The organism is Microbacterium invictum, from assembly GCF_034421375.1.
GTDB classification, from domain to species: Bacteria; Actinomycetota; Actinomycetes; order Actinomycetales; family Microbacteriaceae; genus Microbacterium; species Microbacterium invictum_A.
In genome coordinates this window covers 2,491,136-2,512,270 of the sequence record NZ_CP139779.1, presented here as the reverse complement: position 1 = coordinate 2,512,270, position 21,135 = coordinate 2,491,136, and the positions used below count along the sequence as shown (strand labels likewise).

Here is a 21,135-nt window from a genome sequence, read left to right as displayed (position 1 = left end):
GGGTCTGCCCTTGTCCGGGCGGACCGGATCAAGGAGGTCTGACATGGAGAGCAGCATCGTCGGCGTGGGGGTCGGTATCACCGATCGGTTCCGGTCGGTCGTCGAAGAGAAGGCGCCCCGGATCGAACACCTCGCGCCGCGGGCGCAGCGGCTGGATGTCAAGGTCACCCACCGCACGTATCGCAACGGTCACATCGAGGACCACACCGTCGAACTCACCGTCACGGGCAAGGGCCCGATCGTGCGCGCGGAGGCCACGGACGCCGACAAGTTCACCGCCCTCGACCTCGCGGTCGACAAGCTCTGCGAGCAGCTGCGTCGCGCGAAGGACAAGCGCGTGGATGCCCGCAACCATCCGCGCGGGGCGAAGTTCGAGAAGGGCACGGGGGCGCTGGAGGGCATCGATGTCGAGCCCGCATCCGTCGATGTGCTGCGCGCCGTCGCCACCGGTGAGGTGCCGATCATCAGCGGCGACGCCGACGAGGAGGAGTACACCCCGGTCGTCATCCGGACGAAGGAATTCGACGCCGAGTGGATGACGGTCGAGGACGCCGTGGACCGCATGGAACTCGTCGGACACGACTTCTTCCTCTTCATCGACGTCCGCACCGACCGCCCGAGCGTGGTCTACCGCCGCAAGGGCTGGGACTACGGCGTGATCGCGCTGACCACCCAGGCGGAGCCTGCGCAATTGGTCTCCTGAGCCCCTGAGAACGTCGGATGCCCCGGGCGCGATTCGCCCGGGGCATCCTTGCGTCGTCGGTCAGGACGGCATCAGTCCATGAAGCCGTCGAGGAGGCTGCCGATCACAAGGCCCCCGAGGATGCCGCCCATCAGGCCGCTCCCACCGCTGTTGCCGCGTCCGCCGCCCCATCCGCCGCCGCCCCACTGGTCGGGACCGTTCTGCGGACGTGAGGAGTCGATGTCTCGCTGGGCGAGCTGGAGCGCTTCGCTCGCCAGGTGCGCGACCCGTCGCGACATCGTCATCGCCTGCTCGCGGTGATCTTCGTCGATGTCGATCGCCGCCGACGCGGAGGTGCCGAGGTATCGGTCGAGGTCGACTCGGATGCGCTCGGCCTCGGCGATGCGGGTGCGGGCGTCGGCGCCGATCCACCCGCGGTGGCCCGCGATGACATCCCGTGCGACGGCGAGCTGCCGGTCGGCGTCGTCGATCGAGTGCCGCACGTGGGCGATATCGGGGATCGGGCGCGCGGCGCGCTCGCGCGCCTTGGCGACCGCCTCGTCGAGGGCGGTGTTCGCCGTGCGCAGGCGGGTCAGCTGCGCGAACGGGTCGGTGTTGACGCCTGCGGCGGGAAGGGCGGCCAGCGCCGCCTGCAGTTCGCCCATCGCCTCGGCGACACCCGCGGTCTGGGGCGCCGAGCGTGCGGCGATGAGGTCGCCGCGGGAGTCCTCCACCACCGCGGCGAGGGTCGACTCGGCGCGCAGGGCCTCGACCTCGTACGTCTCGACGGCGTCGATGAGCGTCTCGGCGCGTCGCACCGCCTCGGTGCACGCCTCGAGCGCAAGATTCGCCTGCTCGCGCTGACCGGCCTCGCGGCGGCGCTCGGCGATGCCCGCGCTGTGCTCGGCGAACCCGAGGAGCTGCTCGGCCTCGGCGGGGTTCGCTTCGATCTGACGGAGCGCATCCGCCGAGTAGCGCGCCCCGAGCCGGGTCACGGTCTCGCGGGCCTGCGGCAGTCGCCCGCGCAGCCGTTCGGCGTCGCGCCGCACCCCGGCGATGATCTCCGGCGCGCGACGGGCCCGGGCGATCGGCTCGGCGAGCGCCTCGGTGCGGTCATCCAGCAGCTCCTCGGCCCACTCGCACAGCTGCACGATCCGTGCGTTGCGGGTGCGCAGCTCTTCCGGGGTGTCGGGGATCTCGTCGTGGTTGAGCTGGTGGAGGTGGAAGGCCTCGCCCATGTGGGTGCGCACCGACTCGAGCGCCTCGCGGAGGTCGCCGGTGGGGCCTGTGCCCAGCTCCGCCTCGGCGAAGGCGAGCTCGTCGGTGGTGACGCGGATGCGCTCGTCGGTGGCGACGAGGGCGGTCTGCGCCCGGCGGGCGAGATCGGCGTCCTGCGCAGCGAGTTCTTCGCGTTCCTTCTTGCGACTGCCCCAGAATCCGGCCATGGTCCGATCCTACGGTTCCCGCTCGAGCGGACCGCTGGAGAACGGCTGGGGAACGACGTCGGGAGCGGCCGCTTCGCCCACGGCGTAACCGGGCCCTGCCTCAGGGACGCGGAGGCCGCCCTCGCCGGGGCTTCTGGGTCGCCAGAGCGACGGTGAGGACGTGATCCGGATGCCGCGCCAGCACCTCGGCCGCGTGATCGAGCCACCCCAGCTCCGCCTCGAGGGCGTCCCGGCGGGCGGCCAGGACGAGGGACCGCGAAAGGGCACCCGCCTGCTCGGCGTCGTCCCGCTCGCGGCGCACCCGCGCCAGCTCGGCGGCCGAGGACCGGCGTTGCAGCGACACCACCGCAGCGACGTCGACGCCGGGAAGGCTCGCGGCCAGGGCGACCTTGGCTGCGACATCCTCGCGTCCGGCGCGGGCACGCGGGGACGGGGAGCCGAACCACTCCGCCACCGCCTCGGACCCCGCCGGGGTGATGCTCCAGTAGATGTGACCCTGCGCGTCGGGATCTCCTCGCTCAACCAGGCCGTCCCGCTCGAGCCGTTCGAGTGTCCGGTAGATCTGACCGACGTTCAGCGGGTGATCCGCGCCCGTGCGCCGGGCGTGCTCGGCGCGCAGCTGATAGCCGTAGCAGGGACCCTGATCGAGGATGGCGAGCAGGCTGTGCGGTACCGACATCCGTCTCTCGCTTTCGCTGCAGGGGCGGGCTCGAGTATATGCATGCCCGGCAACATCGGGGTCACCGCGATGCTCGCCCAGCCCACGCCAAGGTCACGGGTGGATAACATGGGGAGGTTCGCCCGACAGTATGGAGATTTGCGTGGCCAATCCTCTCGAGAAACTGCTCCGCGCCGGCGAGGGCCGGATCCTGCGGCAGCTGCAGCGGATCGTGAAGGCGGTCAACGCCCTCGAAGAGGATTACGCGCAGCTCACCGACGAGGAGCTGCGCGGCGAGACCGCAGAGCTGCGCACCCGCCACGAGGCCGGCGAGTCGCTCGACCAGTTGCTGCCGGAGGCCTTCGCCGCCGTCCGCGAGGCGGCCAAGCGCACCCTCGGCCAGCGCCACTACGACGTGCAGATCATGGGCGGCGCCGCCCTGCACCTCGGGAACATCGCCGAGATGAAGACCGGTGAGGGAAAGACGCTCGTGGCGACCCTCCCCGCGTACCTCAATGCCATCGCCGGCAAGGGCGTCCACGTCATCACCGTCAACGACTTCCTCGCCAGCTACCAGTCCGAGCTGATGGGCCGCATCTTCCGGGCCCTCGGCATGACCACCGGCACCATCGTCTCGGGGCAGAACCCGCAGGTGCGCCGCGAGCAGTACAACGCCGACATCACGTACGGCACGAACAACGAGTTCGGCTTCGACTACCTGCGCGACAACATGGCCTGGCGGAAGGAAGACCTCGTCCAGCGCGGCCACTTCTTCGCCATCGTCGACGAGGTCGACTCGATCCTCATCGACGAGGCGCGTACGCCCCTGATCATCTCGGGGCCGTCCTCGGGCGAGGCCAACCGATGGTTCACCGAGTTCGCCAAGATCGCGCGGACCCTCGAGCCGGGCGTGGACTACGAGATCGACGAGAAGAAGCGCACCGTCGGCGTGCTCGAGCCCGGGATCGAGAAGGTCGAGGACTACCTCGGCATCGACAACCTGTACGAGTCGGCGAACACCCCGCTCATCTCGTTTCTGAACAACTCGATCAAGGCGCTGGCCCTGTTCAAGCGCGACACCGACTACGTCGTCATGAACGACGAGGTGATGATCGTCGACGAGCACACCGGTCGCATCCTGGTGGGACGCCGCTACAACGAGGGCATCCACCAGGCCATCGAGGCCAAGGAGGGCGTGCCGGTCAAGGCTGAGAACCAGACCCTCGCCACGGTGACGCTGCAGAACTACTTCCGCCTCTACGAGAAGCTGTCGGGCATGACCGGTACCGCCGAGACCGAGGCGGCCGAGTTCATGTCGACCTACAAGCTCGGCGTGGTCCCCATCCCCACGAACAAGCCGATGGTCCGCAAGGACCAGTCCGACCTCGTCTACAAGAACGAGGAGGCGAAGTTCGCCCAGGTCGTCGAGGACATCGTCGACCGGCACGCCAAGGGCCAGCCGGTGCTGGTAGGTACCGTCAGCGTCGAGAAGAGCGAATACCTCTCCCGGCTCCTGGCCAAGAAGGGCGTCAAGCACGAGGTGCTCAACGCCAAGAACCATGCGCGCGAGGCCGAGATCGTCGCCCGCGCCGGGCGCCTGGGCGCCGTCACCGTCGCCACGAACATGGCCGGCCGTGGCACCGACATCATGCTGGGCGGGAACGCGGAGTTCCTCGCCGTGCAGGAGATGAAGGCCAAGGGCCTGGACTCGATCGAGACGCCCGACGAATACGAAGCCGAGTGGGATGCGGTGTACGAGGCCGTGCGCGACCGCGTCGGCGAAGAGGCGGCGAAGGTCGTCGAGACCGGCGGCCTCTACGTGCTCGGCACCGAGCGTCACGAGTCGCGCCGCATCGACAACCAGCTGCGCGGTCGGTCGGGTCGTCAGGGCGACCCGGGCGAGAGCCGGTTCTACCTCTCGCTCACCGACGACCTCATGCGCCTGTTCCAGTCGGGGGCGGCAGAGGCGATCATGGCGCGGACGAACTTCCCCGACGACGTCGCGATCGAGTCGGGCATGGTCTCGCGCGCCATCAAGAGCGCCCAGTCGCAGGTCGAGGCGCGCAACGCCGAGATCCGCAAGAACGTGCTGAAGTACGACGACGTGCTCAACCGTCAGCGCGAGGCGATCTACGCCGACCGCCGTCACATCCTCCAGGGCGATGACATCGCCGACCGGGTGCAGCACTTCATCGAGGACGCCATCAACGCCGTCATCGACGACCACACCTCGTCGGGCCACACCGAGAGCTGGGACTTCGACGCCCTGTGGACCGAGCTGAAGACGCTCTATCCGGTGGGTGTCACCATCGATGAGGTCGTCGCCGAGGCCGGCAATAAGGGCCGCATCACCCCCGAAGTCCTCAAGCGCGAACTGCTCTCCGACGCCCAGATCGCCTATCGCAACCGCGAAGAGACCCTCGGGTCACCGGCGATGCGCGAACTCGAGCGACGCGTCGTGCTGCAGGTGCTCGACCGCCGGTGGCGCGACCACCTGTACGAGATGGACTACCTCAAGGACGGCATCGGCCTGCGGGCGATGGCTCAGCGCGACCCGCTCATCGAGTACCAGCGCGAGGGCTATCAGATGTTCCAGGCCATGATGGGCCAGATCAAGGAGGAGTCGGTCGGCTACCTCTACAACCTGGATGTCGAGGTGCGGCGTGCCGGCGAGGGCGATCAGCCCGCCGAGGTCGAGGCCAAGGGCCTGGGAGCCGTGCCCCTGGAGGGCGAGCGGCTGCAGTACTCCGCGGCCAACGACGCCGGGGAGGTCGAGGTTCGCAACGAGCGCGGGCAGGTGCAGCAGGCGGCGACCAACCGGATCCGGCAGGCCGCGGCTGCGGCGACCGCGGTCGCCGAGCCCCCGCAGGCCGAGGCGCCCCGCGGCGCCTTCGGGCAGCGCACCGGCGGCGACGCCGCTGGAGGTCAGCAGCCCGCGCCCCAGAACCGTGCGGAGCGCCGCGCGGCCGGCAAGAAGCGCTGAGTCGCCGCCCGGTCCACGGGCGGGCGATTGGACGGTCTCCCCGGTCGGTTCCGGGCGGGGCGCCGCCGCTATCCTGAACCGATGACGCTCCTTCGCCCGCTCGACCAATCGCGAAAGCTCCGCGACGTTCTCTACGAGATCCGCGGGCAGGCCCTCGTGGAGGCGCAGCGGCTCGAGGCCGAGGGGTACAACATCCTGAAGCTGAACACCGGCAACCCCGCGGCGTTCGGGTTCGACGCGCCGTACCAGATCGTCCGGGACATGATCGATGCCGTACCCCATGCTCACGGCTACAGCGACAGCCGAGGGATCATGTCCGCCCGGCTCGCCGTGGTGTACCGCTACGAGCAGACCCCCGGGTTCCCCCCGGTCGACCCCGACGACGTGTACCTCGGCAACGGCGTCTCCGAGCTGATCACGATGACCATGCAATCGCTCCTCGACGAGGGCGACGAGGTGCTCATCCCCGCGCCGGACTACCCGCTGTGGACGGCGATGACGAGTCTGGGCGGCGGGACGCCGGTGCACTACCACTGCGACGAGTCAGCGGGGTGGCAGCCCGATCTCGAAGACATCCGCTCCAAGATCACCGATCGCACGAAGGCGATCGTGGTGATCAACCCCAATAATCCCACCGGGGCGGTGTACACCCGCGAGGTGCTCGAGGGCATCGCCGACATCGCCCGCGAGCATTCGCTGCTCCTGCTGGCCGACGAGATCTACGACCGCATCGTCTTCGACGACGCCGAGCACATCCCGATGGCCGCCGTCGCCCCCGACCTGCTGTGCCTCACCTTCAACGGTCTGAGCAAGACCTATCGGGTCGCGGGTTATCGCTCGGGATGGCTCGTGATCACCGGGCCGAAGGAGCACGCGGCCGGATTCCTCGAGGGCATCACGCTGCTCGCCTCGACACGCCTCTGCCCCAATGTGCCCGCGCAGCACGCCGTGCAGGCGGCCCTGTCGGGCGTCCAGTCGATCGACGCCCTGATCGCGCCGACCGGGCGTCTGCACGAGCAGCGCGACGCGGCCTGGGAGGGGCTCGAGGCCATTCCCGGAGTGACCTGCGTGCGGCCCGCGGGTGCGCTGTACGCCTTCCCGCGGTTCGATCCCGAGGTGTACGAGATCCGTGACGACGCCAAGCTCGTCTACGACTTCCTCGTCGCCGAGCACGTCCTGCTGGTGCAGGGGACGGGCTTCAACTGGCCGACCCCCGACCATGTGCGCATCGTCACGCTGCCGGAGGCGCGGGTGCTCAGCGAGGCGATCGAGCGTCTCGGCAACTTCCTGTCGTCCTACCGCCAGTAGGCGCGACCGGGGCCACTCGGTCGTTGAGCGCAGCGACGAGACGAAACGAGGTGCCGGGCGTTTCGGCTCGCTGCGCTCGCTCGACAACGGGGGCCGCAGCGCGTCAGAGCAGCGCCAGCGACGTCGTGCGCCACCGACCGTCCATACCCTCGAGACGCACGGCCACCGCCCTGGTGCGTGCCGGTCCGGCGACCACGACGACGCCCTCGACGATGCCGTCGGCGGGGGAGGAGTGACGGATGGTGAGGATCTGGTGCACCGGGCGCTTGGCCGGCACCCCGCGGGCGCTGCGCGCCCGGGCGGCGAGGTTCGCGCGGGTGAGGAGCTTGCGGTAGGCGTCCTCCGTCAGCCAGCGAGCGAGCTGTTCGACCTCGCGCACGCCGGCGAACACCTCCAGGACGCCGCGCGTGAGGTTTTCGATGAAGACCTGCGGGTCGGGGAGCGCCTCGGTCGAGGTGCGCTGCGGCGCGAAGTACTCCGAAAGCTCTCGCGCGCCCGAAGGGGGTTTGGGTGCACGGGCCGGTGCCGGCGGCGTCGGTGCCATCTCTCGCCAATCTCGTCAGGACATCGGTTGCCGAAAAGTAGAACACACGGACAACTCCCAGAAAGAGCCCCGAACGCCCCTGGGGATAAGTTCTCATCGACTCCTCACGTTCTGCTCTACTCTCGCCAGGTGCGATGGGACCGCTTCTTCGACGACCTCGAAGACCAGCTCGCCTCCGAGTGGGAGGCCGAGCGCGCAGCGCTCGACACCGAGGCCGAGCGGCTGCGGCTCTCCCGCCTCGAGTTGCGCCAGCGCCTGGCGGCGCTCCTGGCGACGCCGCCCGACCCCGGCGTCTCGTGGGAGCTGGTCGACGGGTCATCTCTGGCCGCTCACGTCCTCGGCGTCGGCGCCGACTGGGTGGCGCTCGGCGACGCCGCTGGTCGGACGGGCATCACCCTCGTCCCCTTCCCGGCGATCGTCGGCGTCCGGATGAGTCAGCCCGACCTCCTTCGCACCGCGCGCGCCGACGCTGCCGCGCCCTCGGGTCTGGCGGGCCGGATGACGTTCGGGTTCGTCGTCCGCGATCTGGTGCGCCGCCGCGCCGCGGTGGCGGTGCAGCTGTCATCCGGACGAGGGATGACGGGGACGATCGACCGAGCCGGAGCCGACCACCTCGACATCGCCCTGCACGATCCGGGATCGCCCCGGCGCGCGGGCGAGGTGACGGGGTACCGGATGGTGCCCTTCGCCGCGCTGGCGTGGGTGCGCGCCGAGGACGGGGTCGGCGTCCTCTGACGCCAGACCGGAGGTCAGTCCGGATTGCGGACGAACCCGGTGCCCCACAGCTCCGGGAAGCTCGCCTCCTGCGACTGATGCCAGAGGGCGATCCTGCGGGCCTCCTCGGCCTGATCGTCGAGGTAATCGGTGACGCTCTGCTCCTCCACGCACCATCGGGCGGGCGATCCCACCCGGGCGCCGCGGAGGCGACGCTCGTGGACGAGCGCGATCACCTCGTCCACCGAGATCCCCAGCGCCTCGGCGACCTGCGCGGGCGCGAGCATGCGCACGGCGGCGGACGGGGATTCGGGCATGACGCCCATTATCGTCGCGGGCGCCCGCCGGCCGTCGAGGCCGCGCGGCGTTGTGGATAACGCGGGCTGTGGATAACGCGCCGACGTGTTCCGCGGTCTGAGCGAACATGGCCTCATGACCGCTGTCGACACCGGCCGCCGCCACCGCGCCCTGTGGGCCGATGCGCGTTTCCTCCTCGGCATCCTCCTGATCGTGGCCTCCGTGGCCGGCGTCTGGTTCGTCGTGTCGGCCGCACGGCAGACGGTGCCCGTCTTCGTCGCCGCCCGCACCATCGTCTCGGGCGAGGTCGTGTCGTCCGACGACGTCCGCGTCGAAGAGGTCGCTCTCGGTGTGCTCGAGGGGTCCTACCTCGAACCCTCGTCGTCGGAGGGGTCGCTCGAGGAGGGGATGGTCGCCACGCGGACCATCGCATCGGACGAACTCGTCCCCCGGAGCGCCGTCGATTCCGCCGACGCCGTGCGCACCACGACCGTGGTGCTCCGCAGTTCCGTCGACGTCCCGGCGGCGGTGGAGGCGGGATCCGTGGTCGAGGTCTGGTCGGCGCCGCTGGTCGAACCGGGCATCTACGACGTGCCGCGGATCCTCGTCGCGGATGCCACGGTCGCATCTGTCACGCGCGACGACTCGATGATCGGCGGGGGTGCCGCGGCCCTCGAGGTCGTCATCCCGCGGGCGGATGTGGCCGCGGTGCTCGAGGCGATGTCGGACGAATCCGCCCTCTCCATCGTCCCCGCCGTCGGAGGTGCGGGATGAAGGTCCTCGTGGCGGTCGATGGCCCGCAGGGACCGGCCCTGGCTCACGAGCTCGCCGTGGAGCGCATCGAGGTGGTCTCGGTCGTCGCCGCGGACGCGCTGGCGCTCGCCGGTGAAGATGCCGCGTACGGCAGCGATGCCCGCGTCACCGCGACGGCACTCCGCGAGGTCGAGGCGGTCGTCCTCCAGGCCGATCGGCGCACCATGACCGCCGCCGCCGTCGCCCTGTGCGACCGGTACGGCGTCCGGATCGTCGCGCTCTGCGCCCACGACACCGATCGCCCGCTCGTCGAGGCCTACGGGCTGGAGGCGACGCTCAGGCTCGGCGACCCGGGATGGCGGATCGCCGAAGCGATCACCCTGGCCGAGCCAGCCGGTGCGGGCGGGGATCCCTCGACGTCGTCGGGGGCGGCGGGGCCAGGATCCCGGGAGGAGTCTCCGCTGCCGCGCGTGATCGCCGTCTGGGGGCCGGCAGGAGCGCCCGGGCGCTCCACCGTCGCGGTCGAACTCGCCCTCGAACTCGCCCGCGGCGGACGACGCGTCGCCCTCGTGGATGCCGACGCGCATGCTCCCGCACTCGCCCTCGCCCTGGGACTCGCCGACGAAGGGCCGGGTTTCGCCGCCGCCTGCCGTCACGCGGGCCGGGGCGAGCTGACCACCGCCGAGCTCGAACGCATCAGTGCCCCGCTCGGCCGCACCGGTGTGCGGGTCCTGGCCGGGATCAACCGTCCGTCGCGATGGCCGGAGCTCACGCACGCGCGGGTCACCGCTGCGCTGGAGGCCTGCCGCGCGTGGGCCGAGTTCACCGTCGTCGACGTCTCGGCCTCCCTTGAGCGCGACGAAGAGATCGTCAGCGACCTCGACGGCCCGCGGCGCAACGCCGCGACCCTCGCGGCGCTCGGCGTCGCCGACCAGGTCGTCGCGGTCGCCGCGGCCGACCCCGTCGGGATCGCCCGATTCCTTCGCGGCTACACCGAGCTGCGGGCGACCATCGGGACGACCCCCGTCGCCGTTCTCGCGAACCGGCTCCGCCCCGGAGCCCTGGGCATCGACGCCCGGGGGCAGGTGCGCCGCACCCTCGACCGCTTCGCCGGAATCCGCGAGGTCTGGTTCGTCCCGTACGACGCCCGCTCGGCGGATGCGGCTCTGCTCTCGGCCCGGCCCATCGCCGAGGTCGCGCCGCGCTCGCCGTTCGCCGCGGCGATCCGCCGGTTCGTCGGCGAGACCCTCGCCCCGCCGGCGCCCGGATCCTCCCGCCGCGCGCAGCGCGCCCGGCGCACGCGCCCGGCCAGGGTCGAGCGGGTCGAGCGGGTCGAGCGTTCCGCGCTCGACGACCCGCGGCCGTCTGGACGCCGCGCGCCGCGCCGCGGAGCGGTCGCCGCCTCCGAGGCGCGCTGAGCCGCAGCATCCCTCCCCACCACCGCACCTAGGCTGGATGCCGTGTCGACGCTCAGTGATCTCGTGTACGCGCAGGGCCGCTCCCGGTCGGAGGATGTCGAGTGGCTGCACCGCCTCGCCGGTGATGGGCAGCTGCTGGCCGACCTCGCCTTCGCCGACATCGTCATCTGGGTGCCCACCGCCGACGACTCCTTCATCGCCGTGGCGCACACCCGGCCGAGCGGAGCGGCGACGCTGTTCTACCGCGACATCGTCAGCGACCGGGTCCGGCCGCAGTGGGCGACCCAGGTCAGGGACGCCTTCGTCTCGGGCCGCATCGTCGACTCCGCCTCACCGGACTGGTTCGAAGAGACGCCCACCCGCGTCCGCGCCGTGCCGATCCTCCGCCGAACCGGCGAGACGGCCGAGACGGTCGGTGTCCTGACCCGCCACACCAATCTCGGCGAGACCCGCACGCCGTCGCGGCAGCAGATCACCTTCAACGACTGCGCCGACGACCTGTTCGGCATGATCGCATCGGGCGACTTCCCCGACCTGTCCACCCCGACGGCGCCGCGGCGCGGCGCACCCCGCGCATCGGACGGGCTCATCCGCATCGACCCCGCCGGCGTGGTCACCTTCGCGAGCCCCAACGCGCTGTCGGCGTTCAACCGCATGGGCTTCGACGACGAGCTGGAGGGGGAGTCGCTGGTGGAGGTCACCACCCGCATCCTCACCACCCGGCGGGAGTTCGACGAGTCGCTGCCGCTCGTCGTGACCGGCCGTGCGCCGTGGCGCGCCGACATCGAGGCCCAGGGGGTGACCGTGTCGCTGCGGACCATTCCGCTGCGCGACCGCGGCACCCGCATCGGTGCGATCGTCCTGTGCCGCGACGTCAGCGAGCTGCGCCACCAGGAGCAGGAGCTCATCACCAAGGACGCCACGATCCGCGAGATCCATCACCGCGTGAAGAACAATCTGCAGACCGTCGCGTCGCTGCTGCGGATCCAGGCGCGGCGCTCGCACTCCGACGAGGCCCGTGAGGCGCTCACCCAGGCGATGCGCCGCGTGTCGGCGATCGCCGTCGTGCACGACACCCTGTCGGAGGGGCTCACGCAGAGCGTGGACTTCGACGACGTCTTCGCGCGCGTGCTGAAGCTCGTCGCCGAGGTCGCCGCCGCCCCGAACACCCGCGCGCGGACGCGCTCGACGGGGCGGTTCGGCATCCTACCGAGCGCCTACGCGACCCCGCTGGCACTGGCGCTCACCGAGCTCGTCACCAACGCGGTCGAGCACGGGCTCGCCGGGCAGGAGGGTGACGTGGAGATCCTCGCCGACCGCACCGACGAGCGGCTCGAGGTGCGGGTGCGCGATACGGGCGTGGGTCTGCCCGAGGGCCTGGTCGGCCGGGGGCTCGGCACGCAGATCGTGCGCACCCTCATCCAGGGGGAGCTCGGGGGAACCATCGACTGGCACACGCTGGTCGGTAGCGGCACCGAGGTCACGATCGAGATCCCCCTGCGCTACATCGAGCGGATGCAGGGCTGAGGCGCCCCTCCGCTGCGACCCGGTGCCGGGGTCGCAGCGTGCAGAATGGCGGGGATGCGGCGCGACGCGCCGGTCAGCTGCCCGGTCGGGCGGTGCGGCGCGCCTGAGACCCGCGGTTCTGAACCGGGGAGACCGCGGTGAACCGCGGAGGGAAGTGCGTCAGACGGCGCGAAAGACGTCAGCTTGCGCGACGGGCGCGCGCGGCGCGACGCTTGAGGGCTCGGCGCTCGTCCTCGGACAGTCCGCCCCACACGCCGGAGTCCTGACCGCTCTCGAGGGCGTACTGCAGACAGGTCTCGGTGACCGTGCAGCGGGCGCAGACGGACTTGGCCTTCTCGATCTGGTCGACAGCGGGCCCGGTGTTCCCGACGGGGAAGAACAGCTCGGGGTCGACGGTGAGGCAGGCGGCCTTGTCGCGCCAATCCATGGTGGTGCTCCTTGATGCAGAATGGGTGGGGGAAATGGTATGTCCCGGAACCGGGGCCGATACCCTGTGGGAGTGCGAGCGGATGCTCGCCCCACGTCGCTGTGGGAGCACACGGCTTAATCAATGCTCGCATAGCACATGAAGGGAATCAAGAGTCGACGTCGTGGTTTCGGCCAGGTTTCCTTCCGCCCCCCGGAACGAGAGAATTCATGCGCGACATCATCGCCCACCGGATCGCCGGATTCCTGCTCGCCCTCGAGGGCCTCGGACTGCTGATCCTCGTCGCGTGGCAGATCGCCGCCCTCATCGGCGGTGACACCGGCATCCTCGCGACCGCGCTCGCCCTCCTGGTGCTCACCCTCGTCGGCGCCGCGATCGTCCTGGTGTTCGCCGGTGCCACGTGGCGTCGCGTCTCGTGGGGGCGATCGGGCGGGATCGTCACCCAGCTGCTGATCCTCGCCGTCGCCCTCGGTGCGGCGACGGGGGCCTACGCGCAGCCGATCTCGGCGCTGCTGCTGGCACTGCCGGCGGTGGTGGTGCTCGCCACACTCATCTGGGCGACACGCACGTCGGCGCCGCGCGGGGAGGCCGGCGACGACGCCGAGTCGCCGGTCTGACCCGGGCTCGGCTCAGGCGGCCAGGCCCAGGATGCTCCGCACCCGGGCGACGTGGCCGGTGGCCTTGACGTTGTAGAGCGCGTGGGCGATGCGGCCCTCCGGGTCGACCACGAAGGTCGAGCGGATGACGCCCTGCACCGTCTTGCCGTAGTTGGTCTTCTCGCCCCACGCGCCGTAAGCGTCGTGCACGGCGTGGTCGGGGTCGCTGAGGAGCGGATAGGTCAGGCCGTCGCGCTCGCGGAAGGTCCGCAGGGTCGCGGCGTCGTCGCGCGAGATACCCAGCACCTGATACCCCGCTGCCTGAAGCGGGGCGAGAGAGTCGCGGAAGTCGCAGGCCTCGGTCGTGCATCCGGGCGTCATCGCGGCAGGGTAGAAGAACAGCACCACGCCGCTGCCGCGGAAGTCGGCGAGCGAGACCGGGGAGGAGTCCTGATCGTCGAGGGTGAAATCGGGGGCGAGGTCTCCGGGTTCCAGACGCGTCATGACTCCAGCCTAGGGCGCGCGGGATGCCGCGTCACCGCCCGGTCGGAGCGGTCGGCGAAGGTCGAGAGAAGCCGCTGCAGCGAGTCCAGCCGCGCGGAGCCGGTCGGGCCCAGCCGTCCCTCGGCGGCCGCCTCGACGAGCGCGCAGTCGGGCGCATCGGGGAGGTGCGTGCACCCGCGCGGGCACTCCTCGGCCACCTCGGCCAGCTCGGTGAAGGCGCGGAGGATGTTGGAAGGGTCGACATGACCGAGACCGAAGGAGCGGACGCCGGGGGTGTCGATCACCCAGCCCGATCCCTCTGTTCCCCGGTAGCGGAGCGACACCGTGGAGCTGGAGGTGTGGCGGCCCCGTCCGGTGACCTCGTTGACGTGTCCGGTCGCCCGGTGCGCCTCGGGGACGAGGGCGTTCACCAGGGTGGACTTGCCGACGCCGGAGTGCCCGACGAAGACCGTGGCGTGTCCCGCGAGCGAGGCGCCGATGCGCTCGACCGGCATCTCGCCGCGGGCGCTGGTGAACACCTCGAGGTCGAGACCTTCGAAGTGGCTGAGGAACTCGGCGGGGTCGGCCAGGTCGGTCTTCGTCACGACCAGGAGCGGTCGGATGCCGGCGTCGAGGGCCGCGACGAGGTAGCGGTCGACGAGGCGCTCACGCGGCTCGGGATCCGCGGCGGCGACGACGACGAGCATCTGGTCGGCGTTTGCCACGATGACGCGCTCGACCTGGTCGGTGTCGTCGGCGCTGCGGCGCAGGAGCGACGAGCGCTCCTCGATGCCGACGATGCGGGCGAGGGTCCCCTCGCCTCCGGAGGTGTCGCCCACGAGCCGCGCGCGGTCGCCCGTGACGATCGGCGTCTTGCGCAGCTCCCTGGCGCGCATCGCGATGATCTCGTGCTCGTCGTCGGCGTCCTCGTCGACGAGCACCGCATAACGGCCGCGGTCGACCCCGAGGACCCGGCCGATCTGCGCGTCGGCATGAGCCGGGCGGCGCTTGGTCCGCGGGCGATTCGCCTTCGGATTCGGGCGGACGCGCACGTCCGCCTCGTCGAAGTCGAGGTCGTCGTCGGCGTCGTCCAGCCAGCTCATGGCGCGGTCATCCCTGCACGGCTGCCCCCGGCGCGCTCGAGGCGCCCGAGAGCATCCCCTGCCAGAGGTCGGGGAACTGCGGCATGGTCTTCGCGGTGGTGCCGATGTCGTCGACCGCCACCCCCGCCACCCGCAGGCCGATAAGGGCGCCGGTCGTAGCGAGACGGTGGTCGTGGTGAGCACGCCAGAGCCCGCCCCGCAGGGGCTGCGGGACGATGCGGATGCCGTCGGCGAGTTCGTGGGCCTCGCCGCCGAGGCCGCGGAGGTTGTCCACAAGGGCGGCGATGCGGTCGGTCTCGTGTCCGCGGATATGTCCGATGCCGTACAGCGTCGTCGGTGCATCGGCGAACGCCGCGAGGGCGAACAGCGTCGGGGTGAGCTCGCCTGCCGCGGACAGATCGAGGTCGACGCCCGCGATGGTCTCACCGGCGGTGACCGTCAGCGCGCCGCCTCGGCGGACCACGCGCGCACCCATGAGGGACAGGATGTCGCTGAGCATGGCGCCCGGCTGCGTGGAGTGCAGCGGCCAGCCGGTCACCGACACCGATCCCCCCGCGATCATGGCCGCGGCCAGGAACGGGGCGGCATTGGAGAGATCGGGCTCGATCGCGACATCCTTCGCCCGGATCGGCCCCGCGGGAACGACCCATTCGCCCGGCGCGGGCCGCTCGACGTGGACGCCGCGCCGCGCGAGGGCCTCGATGGTCATGTCGATGTGCGGGATGCTCGGAAGCCGCCCGCCGGAGTGGATGAGGTGCAGCCCCACGTCGAAGCGCGGAGCGGCGAGGAGGAGGCCCGAGACGAACTGGCTCGATGCGCTGGCATCCATCGTCACCTCGCCGCCGCGCACGTGCCCGCGCCCGCGCACGAGGAAGGGGAGCGACCAGTGGCCGGCGTCGTCGATGTCGACGCCGACGTCGCGGAGCGCGCGGATCATGGCGCCCATGGGACGGTGCAGCGCCGTCTCATGGGCGGTGACCTCGACGTCGTTGTCGGCGAATCCGGCGACGGGGCTGATGAACCGCATCACGGTGCCGGCCTGACCGCAGTCCACCGCCCCGCCGCCGTGCAGCGGCCAGGTCGGGGTGATGAGCACGTCGTCGCCGAAGTCACCGTCGCCGGGTTCGGCCTCGACCGACACGCCGAGCGCTCGGAGGGCCTCGATCATCCGGGCCGAGTCGTCGCTGTGCAGCGGCGCGCTCAGGCGGCTCGGGCCGTCGGCGAGGGCGGCCAGGACGAGCTCGCGGTTGGTCAGCGACTTCGACCCCGGCACGGTGACGACCGCGCGCAACGGCGCCTGCGCCGTCGGGGCAGCCCACGCGCGGACGTCGGAGTCGGGGGAATACCCGGGCGGTGTCATCGGGTTCTACCCTAACGAACCACCGAGAGGAGCCGGGATGATCGCCACGCTCGAACGGTCTGACGCTCAGACTGTCGAGGAGATCGCCGCCGTAGACTGGCGCGTGATGTCTGACCAGCCAGCCTCCGCCGAGGACACGCGTACGCAGTTCGAGCAGCAGGCGCTGCCGTTCATGGATCAGCTGTACGCGGCGGCGATGCGGATGACGCGCAATCCCGCCGATGCCGCCGACCTCGTCCAGGAGACGTTCGTGAAGGCGTTCGCCTCGTGGAAGAGCTTCACCCAGGGCACCAATCTCAAGGCGTGGCTCTACCGGATCCTCACCAACACCTACATCAACACCTACCGGAAGAAGCAGCGCGAGCCCTTCCAGGGGGCGATCGACGAGCTGGAGGACTGGCAGCTCGGCGGCGCCGAATCGACGACGGCGATCAGCACGCGCTCGGCCGAGGCCGAGGCGATCGATCACATGCCGGCGTCGGTGGTGAAGGACGCCCTGCAGGCGATCCCGGAGGACTTCCGGCTGGCGGTGTACCTCGCAGATGTCGAGGGCTTCGCCTATCAGGAGATCGCCGACATCATGAAGACCCCCATCGGCACGGTCATGAGTCGTCTGCACCGAGGCAGGCGGATGCTGCGTGACCTGCTGGCCGACTACGCGAAAGAGCGCGGCATCGACACCGCCGCCACGGGAGCAAAGAAATGACGGACTGCGGCTGCGACAAGGCACGGCGCGATCTCGAGGAGTACCTCCGCAACGAGGTGTGCAAGACCGAGCACAAAGACATCACCGAGCACCTGGACAACTGCCCCGGATGCCGCGACGAGGCGCTCGTCGCCCGCACGCTCACCGAGGTCGTCGCCCGGGCGTGCAAGGAGACGGCGCCCGAAGAGCTGCGCGATCAGATCCTGTCGCGGCTGCGTGCCGTGCAGGCGACTCACTGACCGCCTGCTGACCGGACTCCTCCACCTCTGACCGACCCCGTCCATCGCTGACGGGGTCACGCCAGGTGCGTCAGAGGGTCAGCGCCGCCCGCATGATCTCCGCCTGCTCGGCGGCGTGCACCTTCGGCGACCCGGTCGCCGTCGATGCCATCGCCGGGCGCGAGATCAGCTCGATGTCGCGACCGTCGAGGTGCTTGCTCAGCTCGAGGGCGATGAACGGCCACGCGCCCTGGTTCTCGGGCTCGTCCTGCACCCACACGAGGTCGGCGCCGGGGTAGTTCGCCAGCACACGGTGCAGCGCCTCGACCGGGGACGGGTAGAACTGCTCCAGGCGCACGAGGGCGATCCGCGGGTCGGGCTTCTTGTCGAGCTCGGCGCGGAGGTCCCAGTGGAGCTTGCCCGAGTGCAGCAGCACCCGCTCCACCTTCGAGGCATCGATGCCGCGATCGTCGTCGAGCACGGGCTCGAACCGGCCGGTGAGGAAGTCCTCGACCTTGCTGGTCGCTCCGCGCAGACGCAGCATCGCCTTCGGTGTGAAGACGATCAGCGGCCGGCGCGGACGTGCGTAGGCCTGGCGACGCAGCAGGTGGAAGTACGATGCCGGGGTCGACGGTCGAGCGACGATCATGTTGTCCTGCGCGCACATCTGCAGGTACCGCTCGATCCGGGCCGAGGAGTGGTCCGGCCCCTGACCCTCGTACCCGTGGGGGAGGAGGAGCGTGACGCTGGACTGCTGGCCCCACTTCTGCTCGGCCGACGAGATGAACTCGTCGATCACCGACTGGGCGCCGTTGGCGAAGTCGCCGAACTGGGCCTCCCAGAGCACGAGCGCGTCGGAGCGCTCGACGGAGTAGCCGTACTCGAAGGCCATTGCGGCGTACTCACTGAGCAGCGAGTCGTAGACCCAGAAGCGACCCTGGTTGTCGGCGAGGTTCGCCAGCGGGATCCATTCCTGGCCGTTCTGGCGGTCGTGCAGCACCGAGTGGCGCTGGACGAACGTGCCGCGCCGCGAGTCCTGACCGGCCAGGCGCACCGAGGTGCCCTCGACCAGTAGCGACCCGAAGGCGAGGAGCTCGCCGAAGCCCCAGTCGATGTTGCCGTTGCGGCTCATGTCCAGGCGCTTGTCCAGCAGCTGCTGGATCTTGGCGTGCACCGAGAACCCCTCGGGCTTGTTGACGAACGCGTCGCCGATGAGGTGGACCATGTCGCGCGACACCCCGGTGGTGTCGAGTTCGCCGGCGGGCGTGGCCCCGGCGTCCTCGGCGTCCGGGCCCACGATCGGCGACGACCCGGTCTCTGCCTCGTGCGTCTCGGCGAAGGCGATCTCGAGGCGGCTCTGGAAGTCGCGCTTGGCCTGCTCGTACTCCTCCTCGGTGATGTCGCCACGGCCGACCAGGGCTTCGGTGTAGAGCCGCCGCACCGAGCGCTTGGCTTCGATGAGGTTGGTCATCAGCGGCTGCGTCATCGACGGGTCGTCACCCTCGTTGTGGCCGCGTCGGCGATAGCAGACGAGGTCGATCACCACGTCACGGTGGAACTTCTCGCGGTAGGCGAAGGCGATCTGGGCCACCCGGACGACGGCCTCGGGGTCGTCGCCGTTGACGTGGAAGATCGGGGCCTGGATCGTCTTGGCGACGTCGGTGGCGTAGACCGACGACCGTGCGTCGGTGGGCATCGTGGTGAAGCCCACCTGGTTGTTGACCACGATGTGCACGGTGCCACCGGTCCGGTAGCCGCGCAGCTGCGACATCTGCAGCGTCTCGACCACGACGCCCTGGCCGGCGAAGGCCGCGTCACCGTGGATGAGGACCGGCAGCCACGAGAACGACCCGACGGGCTTGCGGTCCTGGCGGGCGCGCACGATCCCCTCGAGCACGCCGTCGACGGTCTCGAGGTGCGAGGGGTTGGCGGCGAGGTACACCGGCAGCTCGCTGCCGTCGTCGGCGACGAAGGTGCCCTCGGTGCCGAGGTGGTACTTCACGTCGCCCGAGCCGCGCTTGGCGCCCACGGCGACGGATCCCTCGAACTCGCGGAAGACCTGCCCGTAGGTCTTGCCGCCGATGTTGGTCAAGACGTTCAGCCGGCCGCGGTGGGCCATGCCGATCGCGGCGCCGTCGAGGCCCGCCTGGGCCGCGCCCTGCAGCACCTCGTCCAGCAGCGGGATCAGGGACTCGCCGCCCTCAAGGCTGAAGCGCTTCTGACCGACGTACTTGGTCTGCAGGAACGTCTCGAACGCCTCGGCCTGATTCAGCTTCGACAGGATGCGCAGCTGCTCGTCGTGGCCGGGCTTGGTGTACTTGACCTCGACGTTCTGCTGGAACCACAGCCGCTGCGCCGGGTCCTGGATGTGCATGTACTCCAGGCCGATCGTGCGGCAGTACGAGTCGCGCAGCACGCCGAGGATCTCGCGGAGCTTCATCAGGCGCTTGCCGCCGAAGCCGCCGGTGACGAACTCGCGGTCCAGATCCCAGAAGGTCAGTCCGTGCTGCTCGATCTCCAGGTCGGGGTGCGTGCGCTGGACGTACTCGAGCGGATCGATGTCGGCCATGAGGTGGCCGCGCACGCGGAAGGAGTTGATGAGCTCCTGCACGCGGGCGGTCTTGTCGACCCGCTCGGCGACGTCGACGTTGATGTCGCTGGCCCAGTGGATCGGCGCGTAGGGGATGCGCAGGGCGGCGAAGATGTCGTCGTAGAACCCGCGCTTGCCGATGAGCAGCTCGTGGATGATCTTCAGGAACTCGCCCGATCCGGCGCCCTGGATGACGCGGTGGTCGTAGGTGCTGGTGAGGGTGATCGTCTTGCCGATCGCCATCTCGTTGAGCGTCTTCTCGCTCGCGCCCTGGAACTCCGCCGGATAATCCAGCGCACCCGCGCCGACGATGCAGCCCTGCCCCTTCATCAGGCGCGGCACCGAGTGGACGGTGCCGATGCCACCGGGGTTGGTCAGCGAGATCGTGGTGCCCTGGAAATCGGCCGCGGTGAGCTTGTTTCCGCGGGCCCGTGTCACGAGGTCCTCGTACGAGGCGAGGTACTCGCTGAAGGTGAGGCTCTCGGCGCGCTTGATGCTCGGGACGAGGAGCGACCGGGTGCCGTCGGGCTTGGGGAGGTCGATGGCGATGCCGAGGTTGATGTGCGCAGGGGCGACCACCGAGGGCTTGCCGTCCACCTCGGCGTAGAAGACGTTCTGGCTGGGGAACTCCTTCAGCGCCTGGATCATCGCCCAGCCGATGAGGTGGGTGAAGCTGATCTTGCCGCCGCGGGTGCGCGCCATGTGGTTGTTGATGACGATGCGGTTGTCGATCATCAGCTTCGCCGGCACGGTGCGCACGCTCGTCGCGGTCGGCACCGTCAGCGACTGGTCCATGTTGGCGGCGAGGGTCTTCGTCATGCCCTTGAGGACGGTGACCGTGTCCTCGTCGGTCTGCTCCTTCGCCGCGGAAGGGGTGACCTTGGGGGCCTGCGCCGGAATCGGCTGCGGCGCGGCGGGCTTCGCCGTCGTCCGCGCGACCGGCTGCGCGCCGATCACGGGCACTGGCGCGGTGATCGGATGCGCCTCGCTCGCGGGAGTGGGAGCGGCGGGTTCGGGGGATGCCGCGGGCGTCGCGTCCTTCGCGGCCGGCGCCTCCGGCGCGGGCGCGGTGTCAGCGACCGCCTCCCCGACGCGGTCCGCGCTCTCGCCGTCCACCTCGACGGGGTGATAGGCCTCGAGGATCGGCCACCACTCCTTGTCCACGGAGTTCTTGTCGACCTTGTACTGCTCGTAGAGTTCGTCGACCAGCCATTCGTTGGCCCCGAACTCCCCCTCGCTCGACACCCCGACGCCGGTCACCTGGCTCGACACGCTCGATCGCCTGCTTTCATCGCCGAAATTCGTCCGTCGTACAGGTCTCGG

General features: G+C 70.4%; 19 protein-coding genes. 10 read left to right on the top strand and 9 right to left on the bottom strand.

Annotation, left to right across the window (positions count from 1 at the left end; translation table 11 throughout):
- The first annotated feature begins 43 nt into the window (after positions 1-43).
- Positions 44-703: a ribosome hibernation-promoting factor, HPF/YfiA family gene (gene hpf, locus T9R20_RS12150; protein ID WP_322409572.1), complete on the top strand. Its 660-nt coding sequence runs from the start codon at positions 44-46 to the stop codon at positions 701-703.
- 71 nt (positions 704-774) lie between these two features.
- Here hpf and T9R20_RS12145 read toward each other — a convergent pair whose 3' ends face one another.
- Positions 775-2,127, bottom strand: a complete 1,353-nt coding sequence (locus T9R20_RS12145; RefSeq protein ID WP_322409571.1) for a hypothetical protein — start codon at positions 2,125-2,127, stop codon at positions 775-777.
- Between the two features lie 100 nt (positions 2,128-2,227).
- Entirely contained in the window at positions 2,228-2,806 is a 579-nt protein-coding gene (locus T9R20_RS12140; protein WP_322409570.1) for a PadR family transcriptional regulator, read from the bottom strand.
- A 142-nt stretch (positions 2,807-2,948) separates the two neighbouring features.
- Here T9R20_RS12140 and secA point away from each other — a divergent pair, with 142 nt between their 5' ends.
- A complete protein-coding gene (secA, locus tag T9R20_RS12135; protein WP_322409569.1) occupies positions 2,949-5,768 on the top strand; it encodes a preprotein translocase subunit SecA in 2,820 nt (939 codons plus the stop codon).
- Between the two features lie 81 nt (positions 5,769-5,849).
- Complete coding sequence (locus T9R20_RS12130; protein WP_322409568.1) at positions 5,850-7,076, top strand: pyridoxal phosphate-dependent aminotransferase; 1,227 nt, start codon at positions 5,850-5,852, stop codon at positions 7,074-7,076.
- 103 nt (positions 7,077-7,179) lie between these two features.
- Here the strand turns inward: T9R20_RS12130 and T9R20_RS12125 are convergent, their stop codons facing one another.
- Positions 7,180-7,620, bottom strand: coding sequence for an Rv3235 family protein (locus T9R20_RS12125; protein ID WP_322409567.1), 441 nt, complete (start codon positions 7,618-7,620; stop codon positions 7,180-7,182).
- Positions 7,621-7,749: 129 nt separating this feature from the next.
- Between T9R20_RS12125 and T9R20_RS12120 the strand changes: the two genes are divergently transcribed.
- Positions 7,750-8,355 carry a hypothetical protein gene (locus tag T9R20_RS12120; RefSeq protein ID WP_322409566.1) on the top strand — a complete coding sequence of 202 codons (606 nt, stop codon included), beginning with the start codon at positions 7,750-7,752 and terminating at the stop codon, positions 8,353-8,355.
- Positions 8,356-8,369: 14 nt separating this feature from the next.
- On the opposite strand, the gene T9R20_RS12115 is transcribed toward T9R20_RS12120, so the two are convergent.
- Positions 8,370-8,651: a DNA-binding protein gene (locus T9R20_RS12115; protein WP_322409565.1), complete on the bottom strand. Its 282-nt coding sequence runs from the start codon at positions 8,649-8,651 to the stop codon at positions 8,370-8,372.
- Between the two features lie 115 nt (positions 8,652-8,766).
- On the opposite strand from T9R20_RS12115, the gene T9R20_RS12110 reads away from it, so the two are divergent.
- From T9R20_RS12110 to T9R20_RS12100, 3 genes are read left to right on the top strand one after another with little or no spacing between them, the layout of a single operon-like run.
- Positions 8,767-9,405: an SAF domain-containing protein gene (locus tag T9R20_RS12110; protein WP_322409564.1), complete on the top strand. Its 639-nt coding sequence runs from the start codon at positions 8,767-8,769 to the stop codon at positions 9,403-9,405.
- A complete protein-coding gene (locus T9R20_RS12105) occupies positions 9,402-10,802 on the top strand; it encodes an AAA family ATPase (protein ID WP_322409563.1) in 1,401 nt (466 codons plus the stop codon). The genes T9R20_RS12110 and T9R20_RS12105 overlap by 4 nt, the downstream gene beginning before the upstream one ends.
- Before the next feature lie 42 nt (positions 10,803-10,844).
- The gene (locus T9R20_RS12100; protein WP_322409562.1) at positions 10,845-12,329 is read left to right on the top strand and encodes a sensor histidine kinase; all 1,485 of its coding nucleotides are present in this window, start codon (positions 10,845-10,847) and stop codon (positions 12,327-12,329) included.
- A 178-nt stretch (positions 12,330-12,507) separates the two neighbouring features.
- On the opposite strand, the gene T9R20_RS12095 is transcribed toward T9R20_RS12100, so the two are convergent.
- Entirely contained in the window at positions 12,508-12,756 is a 249-nt protein-coding gene (locus T9R20_RS12095) for a WhiB family transcriptional regulator (RefSeq protein WP_124292764.1), read from the bottom strand.
- A 209-nt stretch (positions 12,757-12,965) separates the two neighbouring features.
- Between T9R20_RS12095 and T9R20_RS12090 the strand changes: the two genes are divergently transcribed.
- Positions 12,966-13,373 carry a histidine kinase gene (locus T9R20_RS12090; protein ID WP_322409561.1) on the top strand — a complete coding sequence of 136 codons (408 nt, stop codon included), beginning with the start codon at positions 12,966-12,968 and terminating at the stop codon, positions 13,371-13,373.
- A 12-nt stretch (positions 13,374-13,385) separates the two neighbouring features.
- On the opposite strand, the gene bcp is transcribed toward T9R20_RS12090, so the two are convergent.
- The 3 genes from bcp to aroA are packed head-to-tail and all read right to left on the bottom strand — an operon-like array spanning position 13,386 to position 16,298.
- The gene (gene bcp / locus T9R20_RS12085; protein ID WP_322409560.1) at positions 13,386-13,856 is read right to left on the bottom strand and encodes a thioredoxin-dependent thiol peroxidase; all 471 of its coding nucleotides are present in this window, start codon (positions 13,854-13,856) and stop codon (positions 13,386-13,388) included.
- Positions 13,853-14,938 carry a ribosome small subunit-dependent GTPase A gene (gene rsgA / locus T9R20_RS12080; protein ID WP_322409559.1) on the bottom strand — a complete coding sequence of 362 codons (1,086 nt, stop codon included), beginning with the start codon at positions 14,936-14,938 and terminating at the stop codon, positions 13,853-13,855. The genes bcp and rsgA overlap by 4 nt, the downstream gene beginning before the upstream one ends.
- 7 nt (positions 14,939-14,945) lie before the next feature.
- On the bottom strand, positions 14,946-16,298 hold the full coding sequence (gene aroA, locus T9R20_RS12075) for a 3-phosphoshikimate 1-carboxyvinyltransferase (RefSeq protein WP_322409558.1): 1,353 nt from the start codon (positions 16,296-16,298) through the stop codon (positions 14,946-14,948).
- A 37-nt stretch (positions 16,299-16,335) separates the two neighbouring features.
- Here aroA and T9R20_RS12070 point away from each other — a divergent pair, with 37 nt between their 5' ends.
- The gene (locus tag T9R20_RS12070; RefSeq protein ID WP_322409557.1) at positions 16,336-17,004 is read left to right on the top strand and encodes a sigma-70 family RNA polymerase sigma factor; all 669 of its coding nucleotides are present in this window, start codon (positions 16,336-16,338) and stop codon (positions 17,002-17,004) included.
- Positions 17,001-17,243 carry a zf-HC2 domain-containing protein gene (locus T9R20_RS12065; RefSeq protein ID WP_322409556.1) on the top strand — a complete coding sequence of 81 codons (243 nt, stop codon included), beginning with the start codon at positions 17,001-17,003 and terminating at the stop codon, positions 17,241-17,243. Before T9R20_RS12070 ends, T9R20_RS12065 begins: the two co-directional genes overlap by 4 nt.
- A gap of 70 nt (positions 17,244-17,313) precedes the next feature.
- On the opposite strand, the gene T9R20_RS12060 is transcribed toward T9R20_RS12065, so the two are convergent.
- Positions 17,314-21,084: a multifunctional oxoglutarate decarboxylase/oxoglutarate dehydrogenase thiamine pyrophosphate-binding subunit/dihydrolipoyllysine-residue succinyltransferase subunit gene (locus T9R20_RS12060; protein ID WP_322409555.1), complete on the bottom strand. Its 3,771-nt coding sequence runs from the start codon at positions 21,082-21,084 to the stop codon at positions 17,314-17,316.
- Between the last annotated feature and the right edge of the window lie 51 nt (positions 21,085-21,135).